Source organism: Mycobacterium terramassiliense (assembly GCF_900157385.1).
GTDB classification, from domain to species: Bacteria; Actinomycetota; Actinomycetes; order Mycobacteriales; family Mycobacteriaceae; genus Mycobacterium; species Mycobacterium terramassiliense.
The window spans coordinates 2,642,823-2,661,195 of record NZ_LT717701.1; the positions used below are offsets into that span (position 1 = coordinate 2,642,823).

General features: G+C 67.9%; 18 protein-coding genes. 8 read left to right on the forward strand and 10 right to left on the reverse strand.

Features of this window, described 5'->3' with window-relative positions:
* Positions 1–24 precede the first annotated feature (24 nt).
* The 3 genes from MTAB308_RS27040 to MTAB308_RS27050 all read left to right on the forward strand — a co-directional run bounded on the left by MTAB308_RS27040 (position 25) and on the right by MTAB308_RS27050 (position 3,215).
* Positions 25–738 (forward strand): VIT1/CCC1 transporter family protein, encoded by a 714-nt coding sequence (locus MTAB308_RS27040; protein ID WP_077103788.1) that lies wholly within the window; start codon positions 25–27, stop codon positions 736–738.
* A gap of 135 nt (positions 739–873) precedes the next feature.
* The gene (locus MTAB308_RS27045) at positions 874–1,668 is read left to right on the forward strand and encodes a thioesterase family protein (RefSeq protein WP_077104863.1); all 795 of its coding nucleotides are present in this window, start codon (positions 874–876) and stop codon (positions 1,666–1,668) included.
* A complete protein-coding gene (locus MTAB308_RS27050; protein WP_077103790.1) occupies positions 1,665–3,215 on the forward strand; it encodes a class I adenylate-forming enzyme family protein in 1,551 nt (516 codons plus the stop codon). Before MTAB308_RS27045 ends, MTAB308_RS27050 begins: the two co-directional genes overlap by 4 nt.
* Before the next feature lie 16 nt (positions 3,216–3,231).
* Here the strand turns inward: MTAB308_RS27050 and MTAB308_RS27055 are convergent, their stop codons facing one another.
* Positions 3,232–4,143 (reverse strand): NAD(P)H-binding protein, encoded by a 912-nt coding sequence (locus MTAB308_RS27055; protein ID WP_077103792.1) that lies wholly within the window; start codon positions 4,141–4,143, stop codon positions 3,232–3,234.
* Between the two features lie 85 nt (positions 4,144–4,228).
* Complete coding sequence (locus tag MTAB308_RS27060) at positions 4,229–4,861, reverse strand: TIGR03085 family metal-binding protein (RefSeq protein ID WP_077103794.1); 633 nt, start codon at positions 4,859–4,861, stop codon at positions 4,229–4,231.
* A gap of 92 nt (positions 4,862–4,953) precedes the next feature.
* Here MTAB308_RS27060 and htpG point away from each other — a divergent pair, with 92 nt between their 5' ends.
* The gene (htpG, locus tag MTAB308_RS27065) at positions 4,954–6,888 is read left to right on the forward strand and encodes a molecular chaperone HtpG (RefSeq protein ID WP_077103797.1); all 1,935 of its coding nucleotides are present in this window, start codon (positions 4,954–4,956) and stop codon (positions 6,886–6,888) included.
* A gap of 87 nt (positions 6,889–6,975) precedes the next feature.
* Positions 6,976–7,203, forward strand: coding sequence for a hypothetical protein (locus MTAB308_RS27070; RefSeq protein WP_077103799.1), 228 nt, complete (start codon positions 6,976–6,978; stop codon positions 7,201–7,203).
* Between the two features lie 20 nt (positions 7,204–7,223).
* Here the strand turns inward: MTAB308_RS27070 and MTAB308_RS27075 are convergent, their stop codons facing one another.
* Positions 7,224–7,943, reverse strand: a complete 720-nt coding sequence (locus MTAB308_RS27075; protein WP_077103801.1) for a GntR family transcriptional regulator — start codon at positions 7,941–7,943, stop codon at positions 7,224–7,226.
* 78 nt (positions 7,944–8,021) lie between these two features.
* Here MTAB308_RS27075 and MTAB308_RS27080 point away from each other — a divergent pair, with 78 nt between their 5' ends.
* Positions 8,022–9,320 carry an MFS transporter gene (locus MTAB308_RS27080; protein ID WP_077103803.1) on the forward strand — a complete coding sequence of 433 codons (1,299 nt, stop codon included), beginning with the start codon at positions 8,022–8,024 and terminating at the stop codon, positions 9,318–9,320.
* Between the two features lie 17 nt (positions 9,321–9,337).
* Here MTAB308_RS27080 and MTAB308_RS27085 read toward each other — a convergent pair whose 3' ends face one another.
* From MTAB308_RS27085 to MTAB308_RS27110, 6 genes are all read right to left on the reverse strand, one after another.
* Positions 9,338–10,360 (reverse strand): cobalamin B12-binding domain-containing protein, encoded by a 1,023-nt coding sequence (locus MTAB308_RS27085; protein WP_083746666.1) that lies wholly within the window; start codon positions 10,358–10,360, stop codon positions 9,338–9,340.
* A complete protein-coding gene (locus MTAB308_RS27090) occupies positions 10,348–11,658 on the reverse strand; it encodes a PP2C family protein-serine/threonine phosphatase (protein ID WP_077103805.1) in 1,311 nt (436 codons plus the stop codon). Before MTAB308_RS27090 ends, MTAB308_RS27085 begins: the two co-directional genes overlap by 13 nt.
* Positions 11,659–11,853: 195 nt before the next feature.
* Complete coding sequence (locus tag MTAB308_RS30700; RefSeq protein ID WP_083746667.1) at positions 11,854–12,111, reverse strand: excalibur calcium-binding domain-containing protein; 258 nt, start codon at positions 12,109–12,111, stop codon at positions 11,854–11,856.
* A gap of 78 nt (positions 12,112–12,189) precedes the next feature.
* Complete coding sequence (locus tag MTAB308_RS27100; protein ID WP_077103807.1) at positions 12,190–13,836, reverse strand: NRAMP family divalent metal transporter; 1,647 nt, start codon at positions 13,834–13,836, stop codon at positions 12,190–12,192.
* Positions 13,833–15,164, reverse strand: coding sequence for a magnesium transporter MgtE N-terminal domain-containing protein (locus tag MTAB308_RS27105; protein WP_077103810.1), 1,332 nt, complete (start codon positions 15,162–15,164; stop codon positions 13,833–13,835). The genes MTAB308_RS27100 and MTAB308_RS27105 overlap by 4 nt, the downstream gene beginning before the upstream one ends.
* A 216-nt stretch (positions 15,165–15,380) precedes the next feature.
* Positions 15,381–16,130, reverse strand: coding sequence for a sensor domain-containing protein (locus MTAB308_RS27110; RefSeq protein ID WP_077103811.1), 750 nt, complete (start codon positions 16,128–16,130; stop codon positions 15,381–15,383).
* A 130-nt stretch (positions 16,131–16,260) separates the two neighbouring features.
* On the opposite strand from MTAB308_RS27110, the gene MTAB308_RS27115 reads away from it, so the two are divergent.
* Positions 16,261–16,620 carry a bleomycin resistance protein gene (locus MTAB308_RS27115; RefSeq protein WP_077104868.1) on the forward strand — a complete coding sequence of 120 codons (360 nt, stop codon included), beginning with the start codon at positions 16,261–16,263 and terminating at the stop codon, positions 16,618–16,620.
* On the opposite strand, the gene MTAB308_RS27120 is transcribed toward MTAB308_RS27115, so the two are convergent.
* Positions 16,591–17,478: a DMT family transporter gene (locus MTAB308_RS27120; RefSeq protein WP_077103813.1), complete on the reverse strand. Its 888-nt coding sequence runs from the start codon at positions 17,476–17,478 to the stop codon at positions 16,591–16,593. The two genes, MTAB308_RS27115 and MTAB308_RS27120, sit on opposite strands and share 30 nt — an antisense overlap.
* 183 nt (positions 17,479–17,661) lie before the next feature.
* Between MTAB308_RS27120 and MTAB308_RS27125 the strand changes: the two genes are divergently transcribed.
* Positions 17,662–18,246 (forward strand): TIGR03086 family metal-binding protein, encoded by a 585-nt coding sequence (locus MTAB308_RS27125; RefSeq protein WP_077103815.1) that lies wholly within the window; start codon positions 17,662–17,664, stop codon positions 18,244–18,246.
* Positions 18,247–18,373 lie beyond the last annotated feature (127 nt).

Below are 18,373 nucleotides of genomic sequence, written 5' to 3' on the forward strand. Positions count from 1 at the left end.
ATTTCTCCGTATATCGTTGCGGTCGTGGCGGAAACCTCCCATCCGGCTGAGCCCCATGTGGGGTCGGTCTCCTCGAAGCTCAACTGGCTGCGCGCTGGAGTGCTCGGTGCCAACGACGGCATCGTCTCCACGGCGGGCATCGTCGTGGGTGTCGCCGCGGCGACGGCGGATCGAGTCCCGATCCTGACCGCCGGAATCGCCGGGTTGGCGGCCGGGGGCGTGTCGATGGCCCTGGGTGAATACGTTTCGGTCAGCACCCAGCGCGACACCGAGCAGGCGCTGTTGACCAAGGAACTTCAGGAGTTGCGCGACGACCCGGCCGCGGAATTGGACGAACTCGCCACGCTGTACGAAGGCAAGGGTCTGTCGCCGGCGACCGCGCGCACGGTGGCCGAGGAGCTCACCGACCACAACCCCTTCCTCGCTCACGCCGAGGTCGAGCTGGGTATCGATCCTGACGAACTGACCAACCCGTGGCAGGCGGCGTTGTCCTCGGCGCTGTCATTCACGGTGGGTGCCGTACTGCCGTTGATCGTGATCCTCGCGCCCCCGGCGGCGTGGCGGATCCCGGCCACCGTCGTGGCCGTTCTCCTGGCCCTGGTGCTCACCGGGGCGGTGTCAGCGGGATTGGGCGGTGCACCGCAGGGCCGGGCGGTACTGCGCAACGTCATCGGCGGCGGGCTTGCGTTGGCGGTCACCTATGCGATTGGTCATCTGGTCGGCGCCGCGATCGCCTGATCGTCGCGGCGAACGCCGCCGGGAATCGGGACTGGAACGGAAACTGTAATATCTACCGTTGCCATCCCCACCCGAAAGAGTCGTGCAGTGACCGAGACAAAGACCGTGCCGGACGCCCTGGATTCGGCCGCGCAGATGCCCTACTTCCTGCGCGACGAAAGCCGTTTCGTGCCAAACGAAATCGCGCGCGGCGGCTGGGGTCCGTCGATCAGCGGGCACGTGGTGGGCGGCCTGCTCGGCTGGGCGGTCGAACGCGCCGTCGACGACCCGGACCTGCAACCCGCGCGTCTGACCGTCGACCTTCCGGCGCCCACCGCCCTGGAACCGATCGAGGTGCACACGCAAGTGCACCACGACCGCCGGCGATTGCGGCTCGTCGAGGCTGTTCTCACCCAGCGTGGTGCCCCCGTCGCGCGGGGCAGCGCGCTGTTTCTGCGGCGTGGACCACAACCCGGGGGAGAGGTGTGGTCGCCGGCGGTCCACATGCCGCCGCTTCCCATCGACGACGACGCCCAACCGTCGCTATTCATGCGGACCTACGGTTGGGGCACCGAAATCCAGAATCCCGATCCCGACTGGGCGGACACCTTCGGGCCGAAACACACCTGGTTGTATGAGACGCGCTCGCTGATCGACGGCGAACCGCTCAGCGCGTTCACCCGCGCGGCGATGGGTGCCGACATCACGGCCTCGCTGGCCAATTGGGGCACAAACGGTTTGCAGTTCATCAACGTCGATTACACCCTCACGCTGACCCGGTTGCCGCAAGGGCCATACATCGGTCTGTCCTCCCTGACGCATTACAGCCACGACGGGGTGGCCACCGGTTCGGCGGTTCTGGTCGACCGGACGGGCCCCATCGGGAGCTCCGTATCCGTCGCGATCGCGCACTCCGGATTCCGTCCCATCGCCAAGCCGCCGGCCGGATGACGGCTGGGGCCGACGCCACCTATTGGGGTCTGATCGCCGCAGCGGCGCGGCGTGGGTCGCCACTGCCGCTGCTCGCCGACGAGCACGCGCGCAGCCTGACGGCGCGTCAATTCCACGACGCGGCATGCGCGACGGCCGCCGCGTTCGCGCAGCGGGGGATAGGAGCGGGGACCGTCGTGTCGTGGCAGCTGCCAACCACGATCGAAGCCGCGGTCGTCATGGCGTCGCTGGCGCGGCTCGGCGCCGTCCAAAACCCGATCATCCCGATCCTGCGCGAGCACGAGGTAGGCTTCATCACCGCGCAGCTGTCGTCGGAATTCCTTGTGGTGCCCGAGTTTTGGCACGGATTCGATTACGGTGGCCTGGCCCGGGCACTGGCCGCGCAGCGGGGCTTCGAGGTCATCACCGTCGACCTGGCGACGCCGCCGACGGGCGGTGAGATTCGGCTGCCCCGCGCCGGCGCCGATACCCTCGGGCCGCCGCCGCGGCCCGCCAGGGACACGCGGTGGATCTACTACTCGTCGGGGACCACCGCGTCTCCCAAAGGGATCCGCCATGCCGACGCGTCGGTGATGGCGCCCGCGGCCGGCCTGGTGGACAAGATGGGAATCGCCGGCAGCGACGTCGATCCCGTCGCCTTTCCCATCGCCCACATCGGTGGCGCGGTGATGCTGGCCGCGGCCCTGCTGACCGGCATGCGGTTGGCGCTGTTCGAGGTGTTCGACCCCGCCACCACGCCGCTGGCCATCGCGGCGCACCACCCTACCTTCCTGGGCATGGCGACGCCGTTCTTCCTGGCGTTCCTAGAGGCCCAACGGCGCCACGGGGATGAGCCGCTGTATCCGTTCGTGCGGGGCGGCCTGGCCGGCGGGGCACCCATCACCGCGGAACTGGGTCATCAGGTCCGCGAGACCTTCGGCGTGCCGGGAATCGCCAACGCGTGGGGACTCACCGAATTTCCGGTGGCCACCTCGCCGTCGCTGACCGCACCGCCGGAGGTGCTCGACCACACCGTCGGCACGCCGGGACCCGGTGTCGGCGTCCGGGTGGTCGGCAGCGGGGATAGGGAACTGCCCGCGGGCCAAGAGGGCGAGCTGCGGCTCAAGGGACCGCAATGCTTCCTCGGCTACGCCGACCCCGCCCTCGACGCCGACGCGTTCGACGCGGACGGCTGGCTGCGCACCGGCGATGTCGGGTCGATCGACGCCCACGGCAACGTCCGCGTGACCGGCCGGATCAAGGACGCCATCATCCGCAACGCCGAGAACGTCTCGGCCCTGGAAGTGGAGAACGCGCTGGCCACCCATCCCGCGGTCGCCGACATCGCGGTCATTGGAGTGCCCGACCCGCGCACCGGCGAGCGGGTCTGCGCCGTGGTGGTGCCCGCGCCGGGTGAGGATGTTTCGCTGGAATCCCTTGTGCAGCACTGCCGTTCGCAAGGCCTGAGCCGCTATAAGCACCCCGAACGCCTGGTGGTCGTGGACGCGCTGCCGCGCAACCAGTTCGGCAAGGTGATCAAGAAAGACCTGCGCGCGGCCTTCGGCTGAACATCGGCACGCCGCCTCACGAAAACAACTGCGGGTTGGCGGCGATATATTGCTCGACAGTCAAAGCCGGCGTCCCCGTTATCGTCTCCACGTCGTCGGTGGCTCGGTCATAGCGGCCCGCGCGATGTAGTTGCGCCATCGTGGCGAGGTGCTGCTGGAGGTGCGCGGGTAAGCCCAGCGGCTTGAGGACGTCCTCGACCCACACGTCATGCGCGACATCAGTTCCGGTGATGGGCCGGCGCAGTCCGTGGGCATACTGCGCGGCGAGTCCCGCGATGTCCAGGCTTTCCGGCCCGGTCAATTCGTATACGTGGCCGATGCGCTCCGCCGGATCCGCCAGTACGGTTGCGACGACGCGCGCTACGTCAGTGGCGGCGATCGGCGACGTCCGGCCATTCCCGAAAGGCAGCGCCAAGACGTTTCGCTCCCGTAACGACGGAACTGCGAACAGCGTGAAGATCGGGTTGTCAAGGAACGCAGTGGGTCTGACGTGAACGACCGGGACCCCCGACCAGTTCAGCACGTGTTCGGCGAGGTAGTGCAACCGGTGCTGACGCGATTCGCCGGTGCTGGTCAATGTCATCTGTGAAACCGTCATCTGCGACATATTCACGAGGACCTCAAGGCGACCCGAATCCAACGCCGCATCGCACACCACCACGGTGGCCTGCAGGTAGTCCGGAGAGACGCTCATGGAGAAGAACATCCGGTCGACCCCGCTCATGGCGTCGACGACGTTCTGCGGATCGGTCAGATCGCCGACCACCACCTCGGCGCCGGCGGCGCGCAGCGGGTCGGCCCGCGCATCGTCGCGGTGAACCAGTGCGCGCACCCGCTCGCCTCGCCCGCACAGCTGCTCGATCACCAGCCGGCTCACGCCGCCGGTGCCGCCACCGGCGCCAGTGATCAGATACAGCGCCCCGGTCATGACCGACCAGCGACGGTCAGTCGGCCACCCCACTGATTCATCCGCCACTCCCGCCTGCGCTCAGTGGCCAAAGTCTAGGCGCCGCCTACAAACCCTTCGGCGCGTCGCGCACCGCCTGCACCGCCGCCGCATCGCCGTCGAACTCAACGCGCGCCTGCCTGCCGACGCTGAACAGCAGCAGCTCCTCGGGCGCACCGGTCACCACGACCGTGTTGCCATGGAACTTGCCGGAGCCGGCGGTCAGCACCGTCTTTCCCTCCGGGATGCGCAGGGCCACCCGCCCGGGGACCTTCGCCAGCGTCATCCGGGCCATCAGCGACAGCGTGCGGCGCAGTGACCGGCACAGCCCTTGTTCGAGCACCCGCGGCTCCCAGTCCGGCTGCGCGCGGCGCACGTCCTCGTGGTGGATGAACATCTCGGCGACGTTGGCCACCGGGTCGAGCAGCTTGAACGGCGAGTAGACCGGCGGACCGGACGCGACCTTGCCCAGCAGCTCGTCCCAATCGTTATTGCCGGCGACCTCGTCCTGCACCTTGGCGGTATGGGAGGCGAAGATCGGGATCAGGATGCCCGGCGCGGCGTCGGGGCGGTACTCCCGAATCACCAGATGCGCGGCCAGGTCTCGGGTCGTCCAGCCTTCGCACAGGGTGGGCGCATCCGGCCCGACGGCGCGCATGGTGTCCACGAGGGCGGCACGTTCGCGTTGAGCAACGGTCATGGGTTCAGGGTAGGGGCAGCCCGTGCGCGTGGACCATGGGCATCTCGGTAAATTTGAAACGTCATGTCCGAGGCAGGAATGTAGGGAATGTCATGAGCGCACGTGTCGAGCAGTTGGAGTTTCAGGCCGAGGCCCGCCAGCTGCTGGATCTGATGGTTCACTCGGTCTACTCCAACAAGGATTCGTTTCTGCGGGAGTTGATCTCGAACGCCTCCGACGCGCTGGACAAGCTGCGGCTGGAAGCGTTCCGCAACAAGGACCTCGACGTCGATACCTCCGACCTGCACATCGAGATCGACGTCGACAAGGGCGCACGGACGCTCACCGTTCGCGACAACGGCATCGGGATGACCCGCGACGAGGTGGTGGACCTGATCGGCACGCTGGCCAAGTCGGGCACCGCCGAGCTGCGCCAGCAGCTCCGGGAGGCCAAGAATTCGGCGGCGTCCGAGGAGCTGATCGGCCAGTTCGGCATCGGCTTCTACTCGAGCTTCATGGTCGCCGACAAGGTCGAGCTGCTGACCCGCAAGGCCGGCGAGAGCGACGCCACCCGGTGGGAATCCAGTGGCGAGGGCACCTACACCATCGAATCCGTCGACGACGCGCCGCAGGGCACCGCGGTCACCCTGCACCTCAAGCCCGCGGACGCCGAGGACGAGCTGCACGACTACACCGCGGAGTGGAAGATCAGGCACCTGGTCAAGCGGTACTCCGACTTCATCGCATGGCCCATCCGGATGGAGGTGGAGCGCCGCGAACCCGCTGCCGAAGATGGCGGCGAAGAGACCGTCACCCTCGAGACCGAGACCCTCAACTCGATGAAGGCGCTGTGGGCCAGGCCCAAGGACGAGGTTTCCGCCGAGGAGTACAACGAGTTCTACAAGCACATCGCGCACGCCTGGGACGACCCGCTCGAGGTCATCGCGATGAAGGCCGAGGGCACTTTCGAGTACCAGGCCTTGCTGTTCATCCCGTCGCACGCCCCGTTCGACCTGTTCGACCGCGACTCCCGCGTCGGGATCCAGTTGTACGTCAAGCGCGTGTTCATCATGGGCGATTGCGACGAGCTGCTGCCCAAATACCTGCGCTTTGTCAAGGGCGTCGTCGACGCACAGGACCTGTCGCTCAACGTTTCTCGCGAAATCCTCCAGCAGGACCGGCAGATCAAGGCGATCCGTCGCCGGCTGACCAAGAAGATCCTGTCCACGATCAAGGAGCTGCAGTCCGAGCGGCCGGACGACTACCGCACGCTGTGGACGCAGTTCGGCAGAGCCATCAAGGAAGGATTGCTGTCGGACGCCGACAACAAGGACATGCTGCTGCAGGTCTCCTCGTTCGCCTCCACCCACAGCGAGGAGGAGGCCACCACCCTGGCCGAGTACGTGGAGCGGATGAAGGAAGGCCAGCAGCAGATCTTCTATGCCACCGGAGAGACACGCCAGCAGCTGACGAAGTCACCGCATCTGGAGGCGTTCATCGCCAAGGGCTACGAGGTGCTGCTGCTCACCGACCCCGTCGACGAAGTGTGGGTGGGAGTAGTCGACGAGTTCGACGGCAAACCGCTGCAGTCAGTGGCCAGGGGTGAGGTGGACCTCGACTCCGAGGAGGGCAAGAGTGAGGCCGAGCGCGAGGAGCAGGAGAAGGAGTTTGCCGACCTGCTGGCCTGGCTGAAGGAGACCTTGAGCGAGCACGTCAAGGATGTGCGGCTGTCGACGCGCCTGACCGAGTCACCGGCCTGCCTGATCACCGACGCCTTCGGGATCACGCCAACGCTCGCGCGCCTCTACCGCGCCACGGGGCAGGACGTTCCGGTGGGCAAGCGCATCCTCGAACTCAACCCGAATCATCCGCTCGTCACCGGCCTGCGGGATGCCCACAGGAAGGCGGACGACGACGCGGCCCGCACGATGGCCGCCGAGACCGCCGAGCTGCTCTACGGCACGGCGCTTCTCGCGGAGGGCGGCGCCTTGGACGATCCGGCGCGCTTCGCCGAGCTGCTCGCCGACCGCCTGGCTCGCACGATCTGAGCGGCCCGCCCGGTCATCTAATGTTCACAATGGTCACAGCAAACACACACGTGATTGAAAACGCGGCGCGAGGGATAATCACCTCTCATGGCCACGTTTCGAATTGTCGACCCACACGGCGAGGTCGTGGCGACAAAAAAGTTTGACCGCGCGGAGGACGCCCACGCGTGGTTCACCGGCTCCATCGGCAGCACCGAGCTGGGCTGGCGCATGGAGGTCGACGACGACGGGCAATGGGCGTTCTTCGACGACACCGAGGGGTTCACCGCCGTGGCGAGCCGCCCGGCGGTCGTCCGGCCGCGTAATCCGTGTTAGGCATTGACGCGCTGAAAACCCTATGGCACATGAACATTCGCATCCTCGGAGAGGACGCGATGAAGCAATTCCCCGGTCTCGAGTAGGTGCTTGCTGACCAGCGATTGCGCCCTCGCAACCTCGCGTCGGCGCACCGCGTTGAGCAGCGCCGCGTGCTCGCGGTCGGACTGTCCCTTGTAGGACGGCAGACCGAACTTGAACCGCAGATAACGCTCGCCGCGCTCGTGCAGCATCGCGATCATCGCGAACAGCTGCGGGCGCCCGGCGGGCTCGTAGAGGCTCATGTGAAAGGCCTCGTTGCGCACCGCATACAGGGACGGTTCCGTTTCGGCCGCCGCCGCCGCGCACAGCGCCTCGGCGCGTCGCAACGAGGCCGGCGTGTGGGCAGGGATCGCCAGCCCGACGGCAAGGCTCTCGAGCGCGGCCCGGATCTCATAGACTTCGCGCGCCTCATCGGCCGACATCGGTGCGACGGTGGCACCCTTGTTCATCTCGACCCTCGCCCAGCCCTCGCTTTCGAGCTGGCGCAGGGCCTCCCTAACCGGGATCGCGGAGACCGAGAAGTGCCGCGCGATGGCGTCCTGGCGAAGCGGCGCGCCCGGGGCGAGGGTGCCGTCGACGATCGCGGCGCGCAGCGCGTCGGCGATCAGCCGCGGTGTGCTGCCCCGTTCGGCGATCGACAGTGCCGTGGGCAGCGCGCCCAGAGCGTTGTCCGGCGAGGATTGGCCTGTTACGCTCATCACTATATTATATACAATGTGAGCCACGACGGGGCGTGAATCGCCGCGGTCGTTCAACCGTGGCAACGGAGGCGCCAGGTGACTACGACGGAACGTTCCAGTCTCACTCGGCGCCGGACGCCGCTCAATCGTTCTCAGATCGCGGGATTTTGGGGCGCCTGGACGGGCTGGACGCTCGACGGCATGGACTCGTTCATCTACGCGCTGGTGCTCACACCGGCGCTGACCGAGCTGCTGCCCCGTTCGGGTTTCGCGGCCACATCGACGAATGTCGGTCTCGCGGGATCGATCCTGTTCGCGCTGTTCCTGGTGGGCTGGGGTCTGTCGTTCATCTGGGGGCCGATCGCCGACCGCTTCGGGCGGACCAAGGTGCTGGCCGCAACCATCTTCACCTTCGCGATCTTCACCGGGCTTTCGGCCATGGCGCACAACGTGTGGGAGCTCGCGACCTTCCGGTTCATCGCGGGTGTCGGCATCGGCGGCGAGTGGGCGCTGGCGGGAACCTACGTGGCCGAGGCCTGGCCCGAAGACCGGCGCAAGATGGGGGCGGGCTATCTGCAGACCGGCTATTACGCCGGATTCTTCCTGGCGGCGGCCTTGAATTACACGGTCGGCGTGCATTTCGGTTGGCGCGCAATGTTTCTGACGGGCGCGGTGCCCGTCGTCGTCGCGATCCTGATCCTCACCCGGGTGCGGGAGACCGAGAAGTGGGAGAAACTCGAGGCCGATCCGGCGGTCCGGGTGAAGCCGTTGCGCGAGATCCTCGGCCCGCGCTACCGGCGGCGCACCTGGGTGGCCTGCGCGCTGGTGACGATCGCGATCGTGGGCCTGTGGGCCGGCGCGGTCTACGAACCGACGGCCGTGATTCAACTGGCGCAGCACGCGGGCTTCGACAAGGGCGGCGCCACCAGAACGGCCTCGTGGGCCACCGGCCTGTTGTCCATCGGCACCATCCTGGGCTGCCTGATCGTGCCGGTGCTGTCGGAGCGGATCGGGCGTAGGAAGACACTCGCGATTTACTTTGCGGGAATGGCGATTTCGATCGCCGGCAGCTTCGGTTGGGCCTTTTACCTGCCCAAAGGGCTCGCGCCGTTCATCGCGTGGCTGTTCGTGCTCGGGTTCTTCGGCGGCAACTTTGCCATCTTCAGCCTCTGGTTGCCCGAGCAATTCGAGACGCGTGTGCGCGCGACGGCGTTCGCGTTCTGCACCTCGTTCGGCCGCTTCGTGGGGGCCGGGGTGAACTTCCTGCTCGGCGCGGCGGTACTGCACACGCACACGCTGGGATTGCCCGTGGCGCTGACGGCCGTCGCCTTCGTCGTCGGGCTCTTCGTCATCCCGCTGGCGCCCGAAACCAGGGGCGAGGCGCTGCCCCAATAAGACTGTGGCAGAGCGCTTTACGTGGCCAAATGTGTTGCCACCAACTCGCCGGCCAGCGGGTACTCGCGCAGGGCGGCGCAGATCAAGCCGGTCAGTTCGCGCAGCATCATCTCGTCGCCATTTCGGCTGCGAAGCAGGTCGGCGATCCACGCCGCCGTCTCGGGGATCGGACGGTGGTCACCGGTCAGCAAGGCCGCCGATACGGCGTGCAATATCTGGTGCAACGCGTCGTCGGCGATGTCCATGACGCTGTGCAGGACGTCGGCCTCGGGCGTGGTCACCGCGGCGACGAGCGACCATCGCTCGCGCAACAGCGCGACGAGCCGGCGGTGGTCCTCCTCGAGCGCGGCCTGTTCGGCGGCCGCTTCGTCGGGCAGCGGCGCGGCCGGTTCGACGACCGTGGGCAGGGAATCCATCGCCGCGATGGCACCCTGCGCGTCAGCCGCCCACGCCGTCGCACCGAGCGCGCGGGCGCGCACGTCGTCGTCGCCAAAGGCGGGGCCGCCGACCAGGATCGGCACGCCGACAGCGGTGCTCGCCTCGATGAATCGGCGGCAGGTTGGCAGCGATCCGAGCACCGAGCAGCTGACCGCGACGGCATCGGGACCCAAGTCTTGAAGGTGCTGATTGAGGCGAAGCGGGTTGGTCGACGCACCCAGCAGGGTGGTGTCCCAGCCCTCCGCCCGCAACGCGCAGTGGACGATCATCGCGGGCAAGGCGTGCCATTCCCGTTCCGCGCAGGCCACGACGACGCTGCCGCGGGTGACGGGGCGCAGTTGCACGTGCTCCTCCACGACCTTGGTCGCCGAGAGGGCCATGGCGGTCGCGGCGTGCTCCTGTGCCACCGTCCATTCGCCGCGTTGCCAACGTTTGCCCACCTCGCGCTGTGCGGCGGCGATGACATCGGTAAGCACCGTCAGCGGCTCCACGCCGCCGGCCAGCATGCCCTGCACTAACTGGGTGATCGCCGCGGTATCGCCCCCGCCCAGCGCGTCGTCGTAGCGCTGCAGCGGATCCGCCGGGACGCTCAACTGCCGCATGTCACCGCAAACAACGCCATGTCGTCGTGCGCGCGGCCGTCGAGGTGCTCGATGACGTGCTGTTCGACGACCTCGCAAATCACTTCCGGCCCCGCGCCGGCGTAGGGGGGCAGCAGCGCGAGGAGCCGCTCGACGCCGTACTGCCCGTCGGCGCCGAACGCCTCGTCGATGCCGTCGGTGAACATCAGCATCGTGTCGCCGCCGTCCAGCTGGATCGTCACCGCGGTGTATGCGACCCGTGCCACCATGCCCGCCGCGGTGCCGCCCACCTCGACCTCTTCCACCCGGCCGTCAGCGCGCAGCACGATCGGCTTCGGGTGACCGGCCGAGGCGACGTCCATCCGAAGGCGGCCGCCCCCGGCAGGCCGCATCCGGGCGCACACCACCGTGACGAGTTGTGAGGTGGCCTCGTCGCAGAGCACACTGTTCAGCGCGCCGAGCACCACCTCGGGACGACGGTCGAAATGCGCTGCGGTGCGGATGCTTTGGCGGGCACGGCCGTTCAGAGCGGCCGCGGCCACGCCCTTGCCGCACACGTCACCCAGGCACAGCACCCAGTCCCCGTCGTCCCCGTGCGCGTCGTAGAAGTCTCCGCCGATGTCGAGCTGTTCGGCCGCCGGGCGGTAGCGGGCCGCCATGCGGACGCCATCGATCCGCGGCAGGGACGGTGGGCGCAAGCTCTCCTGAATTACGGCCGCGATGCGTGCGCGCTCCTCGTAGAGGCGCGCGGAGTCCAGGGCCAGGGCGGCGCGTTCCGCTACGCGCTGGATGAGTTCGAGATCCTCGTCGAAGGGGCGCCGCCCGTCGCCGCGCACCATGACCAGTGCGCCGAACGTCGTGCCCCGCGCCGTGAGCCCGACGCCGAGCACATCGGCGGGTTGCAACGTGGCGGCCTCTTGCACCAGTCGCGGGTGCGGAATCATGGCGGTCAGGCTGGCCTCGGCGTCGGTGCCGAGGGCGACGTGGGCGAGCTCGGTGCGACCGGTCCGCAAAACGCGGCCCAGGCCTTCGAAGTCGATGGAGCGCTGGGAGACGACGGCATGGAATCCGGCGTCGTCGCCGCCGACCAAGAGCAGCCCACCGGTCTGGATGTCCGGCAATATCGCCACGGACCAGTCGGCCAGCTGCGGACGGATCGACGTCAACAACCGCAGGGCCGTGCGGCGCAGGTTGAGCGACCCGGCGAGCCCGTGGGCGACCTTTTCGACCAGCTGGTCACGGTCACGAACCGAGAGCGCCGCCGACGATGCGGCTGCTTTCGTTGTTGTCTGCCTGGCAGAAGTCTGGATTACGCGCATCGCACTACACTTCCCGCCCCTGGAAAGGCGTCATTTGTTCGGTCGTACTGTCCGCTAGCTCGGCGGCGGGGATGTGAACAGATGCCAGGCTCGGAAAGGGAGAGGTGACGATTTCGCGTCAAGGCATCAGGGCTGGAATCTCAACCTGACTGCCAATCTACGGCATACCCGTGTTTGCGGCGCCGCCCTGCTCGCCTAGGGGCATACCTCGCAGGCGATGCCGTCGCCGTCGCGGTCAAGACCGGGCCGGTAGCCCGGCTGCCCGCGGTAGATCGGAGCCACACCGGCGGCGCACGCCGCTCGGCAATTCGGGTAGTAGGCGCTTGACCCTGTCGTCGGCGCGGGCGACGGCGTCGTGGTGGACGGGCCAGCAGCGGCCACGGGTGCGACCGCTATCCCGGTAACCATTGCTCCCGCGATGAGCACTGCCCGTAGCACGTTGCGACCTCCCATTCTCTCGCATCGTTGCCCTTTGCTGCTGATTACTCAGCTAACACGGTGCAGCGGTTGTGAGGCAAGCGTTCGCGAACGTCAGCGGCCGAGCTGTACGGCCTTGACCACGAGCAACAGCGCGCCGACGACCAGGTAGCTGCGCAGGGCGATCATGCCGAGCCGGGTGCCGGGGGACCAGGTGACCGGCTCCAGCAGCGTCAGGGGCGGCATCCGCCAACTATCGCGATCCACCGGGCGCGCCGGCGGCTTCGAGGCCGGCGGCGTGGGCTGCCGGCGGCCCATCCAGCGCAGCGCCGGTACCGCGGCCGCCGCAAGCGCAATCAGCGCCAGCGTCAGATAACCGGCGACGGAGACGACGTCGATGTGGGGAAACAATGTGGTGGCCATCAGGATCCCCGACAGCAGCAGCAGCGTGGCGACGATCAGCCCGGCGATCCAGTTCAGCCAGGGCCGATTGATCCAGGGGCCCAACACTTCCCGGTCGTTGCACAACAGCAGGAGGAACACGCTGGCGCTGGGCAAGAGCAGACCGGCAAGGGCCTGCACCGCGGTCGTGATCAAGCCGAGCGGGGCGCCGGGGATCAGCACGATGGCCGCCGCCAGCACCACCATCGCGGTGTAGGACAGGTAGAACTGCTTGGCGTCGGCGAAACCGCGGTGCAGCGAGTGCTTGAGGCCGAACACGTCGCCGAAGGCGTAACTGGTGGCCAGGGTCACCGCGGCCGCGCCGATGATCGACGCGTCCATCAGCACGATGGCGAAAATCGAGCCGAGCGCGTCGCTGTGTTGGCCGAGCAGGCGCGCGACGGCGCCGGCGTCGGTGAAGCCGCCCACGGTACCGGTGGAGCGCCCGGCCCATTCGCCGGTGATCACCAGCGCCGCCGCGCCGACGATCACGACGAACGCCCCGATGACGGTGTCGGCGCGCTCGTAGGCCATGAACCGCGGGGTGATGCGTTTGTCGACGACGTTGGACTGCTGAAAGAACAGCTGCCAGGGCGCGACGGTCGTCCCCACGATGGCGATGATCAGCAGCACCGCCTCCGAACTCGCACCCCCCGAGATACCCGGCACCACAAAGGATTTCGCGGCATGACCCCACTGCGGATGCGACATCAACAGCATCGGTATCTGCAGCAGGGTGACGGCGATGAACACAAACATGGCCCGCTCCCAGCGCCGGAAGCTGCCACTGGCCATGATGGCGACCAGCGCGACCGCCGAGATCGGCACCACGACGTGCTTGGAGACGCCGATGTAGTCGGCCGCCAGGCTGATGCCGATGAACTCGGTGACGATCGTGAGGAAGTTGAGCAGAAACAGGTCACCGACCGAGAACCAGCCCCAGCCGCGGCCGAAGCGTTCGTTGATCAACCGGGCATGCCCGACGCCGGTGACGGCGCCCAGCCGGACCACCATTTCCTGGTTGACGATGAGCACCGGGATCAGCAGCAGCAGCACCCACAGCAGCGAGTATCCGTAGTTCTGGCCGGCCTGGGCGTAGGTGGCGATGCCGCCGGCGTCGTTGTCCCCGACCATCACGATGATGCCGGGACCGACGATGGCCAACAGCGTCAGCAGCCGTGTCTTCCACGTCCGGGGGTGGTCTACCTCGCTGAGTTTGATGCGCCCGAACGCGCCCTCGATATCGCCCAGGTGCGCGGAATCGAGCACCGCGCTGGCAGCCGCCACGGGTGGCGACGGCTTGTCTGCGCTCGCGGTCACGGTCCTTCGCCTCCGGAAGCGGGCCCGTGGCCGTCGGATTGGGTGATCTCGCGGAAGGGTCGGGGTGCGGGTTCGCGCCTGCGCCAGTCCTCGGGGATGGTCTCTTCCAGGACGTCGTCGACGGTGACCACCCCGAGCACCCGGTCCTGCTCGTCCACGACGGGGATGGAGTAGAGGTTGAAGTCCGCCATCAAGAGCGCGATGTCGGTCAGGTCCGCGTCGGGGCCCACGCACACCGGGTCGGAATCCATCAGCGTCCCAACGCTTTCGCCGGGATCGGCCTGCAGCAGGGTGATCACCGACACCACACCGGCGAGGCGGTCGCCTTCATCGAGGATGTGCAGCTTGATCAGCGCCTCCGGCTGCACGGTGCGGGCGGCCGCTATGAGCGCCAGCGCCGAGCCGGCGGTCGCGGTGGCGGCGCACGAGACGAAGTCGACGTTCATCAGTCCGCCGGCGCTTTCGGGGTTGAACCCCATCAGCGTGATCACCTTTGTGCGCTGGGGGGCCGGCATCAGGTCCAGCACGCGCCGCCGTCGTGACTGGCGCAGGTCGGCGATCGCGTCGGCGGCATCGTCGGCGCGCATGCGGCCCAGCAGGGCCGCGACCTCGTCGTCGGGCATGCCGTCGAGGAGGCGGCTGGCCTTGTCGGGGTCCAGCTCCTCGAACACGTCGGCTTCCAATTCCGGGTCGCTGTGTACCCGGTCGAGGATTTCGCCGCCTTCGGCCTTGTCCGCCTCCTCGAGGAGATCGGCGATCTCGGCGGCTTTGAACTCGCCGAACCGGTCCGACAGGCGCCGCACGGCATCCGAGCGGGCGTGGCCGATCAGCGGTTCGAACGCCTTCCAATCCCGCGCGGCATGGCCGCCGGACTGCTTGATCAAACCGAACAACTTTGGTGGCCGGCGGGTATCCAGCCGCGCAACCACCCAGCCGGCGCCGGTGTCGTCGAGCTCGACGTCGTATGCGCGCACCAAATCCGCGGCGGCCACGTCGATGAGCCGGTGGCCCAACACGTCGGCGCGCAGCAGCACCTCCCCGTCGCGGCGCTCGAAGCCCCGGAGGTCAACTTTGTTCTTCGTCATGATGATTCGTTCCGGAGTGAGCTCATTGATGGATTTGCTACCGATGAACACGCGCCGCCCGCCGACCCCGGCCACGATCCCGGTCACCAGCGGGTACTCGTCGGCGCCCCGCAGCCGCACGATGACGTCCTCGACGCGGCCCACGGCCTCGCCGGAACGGGCCAGGACCGGCGCGCGCAGCAGCTCCGAGAGATGGATTACCGGCAGCGCGCCGCGGGCTTCCGCGGTCTCCGATGTGCTCACTTGTCCTCCTCAACGCTGTGCGCTAGTCGCCCGCAGGATGCGATGTGCGGGTACGGCTTACAACCAGGTTCGGTGATGGCGCAAGTATGGTGGCTTGACCGGCTCGGCCGCCAGAGCGTACGCCCCCGCCGCGGGGCATGACCACAGCCGAGAAGTGAACGTCGGGTGGCCATTCGGGGATACGCCCCCGGCTACCTAAATCGCTTGTGCGACAGGTTATTGCTTGTCGACCTTGCCGGCGATCTGGTTGGCGATAGTGACGGCCAGGCCCGCCGGGTTCGCGCGGCACGCGTCGACGTCGATGACCACGTTGTTGCGCACGGTCAGGGCGCGCTGACAGTTCTGGGACAGGGTGGCGCCGTTCCTGGTCGCGCTCACGGCGTCGGTGGTGCTCAAGACGCCGTTGTCGTTGCTGACCGCTCCCGACTTCCACTGGATTTCGGGGGCGTCCCCGTCGCCCGGGATGGTGCCCTGGCGGTTGGCGCACGCGGGCCAGCGCTGCGTAGAGGTGGTGAAGAAGGCGCTCGCCTCCTTGGAGGAGGGGAACAACACCACCACCTGCGTCACCTCCGGGTCCGACTCGTTCGAGTTGGCTGGGAGTGGTGTGTTGCTGCGTTCCCCGTGAGCTGCGGTGTTCCCGCTGCCGGCGCAGACGGTGGCCTCCCCGGGATGCTGGATGTAGAGGCATTCGGCCGGAAACTTGTACCCCTGCGGATAGGGCGAGGTGCTGTCGTCCGGCAGTGTGTCGGACTTGTCGGCGACCGTCGTTCCGGTGCCGCCCACCGCGCCGTCGATCTCGGGCGGAGTGAGCATGAGATTGATCAACGCGGCCTGCGCCAGGGGTGCCTTCGACGGGGTCGTGGTGGTCGTCGGCGACGAGGCGGTGCCGCCCCCGTTGCCGCTGTCGCAGCCCGCGACCAATATCCCGGTGGCGGCGACGGCGACCGCGACTGTCAGCTTGCGCATGGTTGAGTGCCCTTCGTGCTTGAGTTGGCTCCTCAAGCGGCTCGCGTACCCCCACGCGTCGGCTATTCAGAGGTGGTGCGGATGGAGCATACGGCAGCGCCGCCTCCTGACACACTGTGGTGTGCCCCGAATTGAATTCGACTCTGTGTCACCGATCGTCCCGGTCCAAGATCTCGATATCGCCCTCGACCGCTACCGCAAACTCGGATTCGACGGCCGCGCCTACCAGGGTCCCGAGCGCTACGGGTTCGCCGACCGTGGGGCCGTGTCGATTCACCTCACCGAGTGGGCCGAGCACGATCCGCTGCGCACGGCCGCCAGCGTGTACCTCTACGTCAGCGACGCCGACGCGCTTCACGCGGAATGGGCCGCAGTGCAAGACCTGGGCGGCCGCTTGCTCGAACCGCACGAGACACCCTATGGATTAAGGGAATTCGCCTACGTCGACCCGGACGGCACGCTACACCGCGTCGGTTCGCGGAAGATCTGACGGAGGCCCCCCGGCGGCCTGGCTGTGCGCCAGCGCGACCGTCGCGGCGGCCATGACGGCGACCGACAGCGCGAGTGCGGCCACGGCGACGCTGTTGGTGCTGAGCGTCTCACCCAGCACGGTGACGCCGAGAACCGATCCCACGACGGGCTCGGCGACGGTCACCGCCGGCAGCGACGCGGTGAGCGGGCCGGCCCGAAACGCCGACTGCTCCCAGGCCGTGGCCGCGATGGCCAGCGCTGCCCACACGTACAGCTCGGGGAGGCGCAGCAATGCTGGGATGCCGCGGTCGAGTTGGTCGACCACGCTCTTGGTCAACACCGAGAACAGGCCCCAGAGCGAGCCGGACATCAGGCCCAGCAAGAGCGCGCCGACCGACGCGGAGAATACGCGAGAGCCGATCACGCACAGGATCAGCGCCGGGCCCATGATCAGGCCCACGACGGTCCACGTCTCAACAGACCCCCGCGGGTTGCCGGCCTGCGGGTTGCCGACGGTCACCACGACCGCAACGGCGCCGACGAGCAGCGTGGCCCAAATCCCTTGCCAGCGCGTGATCCTGCGGTGGTTGGTTCGCGCGCTGATGAGCAACGCGAACAGTAACGAGGTCACCGACAGCGCCTGCACGAGCACCACAGAACCCAGGCCCAGCGCCGCGGCCTGCAGACCGAAGCCGGCGGCCGCCACCAGGCTGCCCGTCCACCATCGTCGATCGCGCAGGAGGCGGTGGAACAGGGCGAAGGTGCCGACCGGCTTGTCGGTGACCTGTTGGGCGGAGCGCTGTTCGAAGACGTCCCCGATGCCGATCATCAGGGCCGCTCCAATCGCGAGCAGTGCCGCGATGCCCGTCCTGCCCACGAGGACCTCCTGCGAATGAACCCACCTTGGGACTTGCGACCCTAGACCGTCGGGCGGTATGCGGCGAAAGTCGGTGTTCGGAGGGGATGTCTTGACACACCGAAGGCTCTTGCGTGTTCTTGTGACCGCATCGCGCCGCAACGCCAACGACGCGGACCGCCGCAGCTTGATCGGCACTCACTCATGAACGACGCGGCCGCGGGGATCGGGATCATGGCGGCAGAGGCATTGGACCTGCTCATCGACGCGGTTGACCAGATCCCACCCGACAGCTGGGGACAGCCGTCCAACCTCGAGGGTTGGAGCGTCCGCGACCTGGTCGGTCACGCCACCGGCAGCGCAGCGAAGATTGTGACGCTCGTCGAAGACGGGGAGCTTTGGGATCGCCCGTCCCAGCCGGCCGACTGGGTCTGCGAAGACCCGGCGGCGCGGCTCCGCGAGCTGGCGGCGCGGCTCCAAGGCGCGCTGCCGGGCGCCGACATGCATGCGATGCGACCGTCGCCACAGGGCGAGGTGCCGCTGCACCGGGCGCTCACCTATCCGGCCTCCGACCTCGCCATGCACAGCTGGGACGTGCATGCATCTCAAGGTCGGTTGATCGAGCTGCCCGACGACCTACTGGCGCTGTGCCGCGGGCTGGTGGAGTCGGTGCCCGAGAACTTGCTGCGGCGACCCGGCGGCTTTGGGCCGGCGCGCCCCGCGCCAGAGGGTGCGACGCCGACCGCGCGGCTGATGGCCTACCTCGGGCGCTCGGTCTCCGCTGGATGACTTCGCCTGTGCATGAGTCGGTTTGGGGTGCGCCCACCTTCCCGTGATCGGATGCGCCACAGCAGCCCCGGCGTCCTAGCACGCAAGCGAGAACCTATACCCGGCCGGGGCTGGTGCGGTGGAGGTG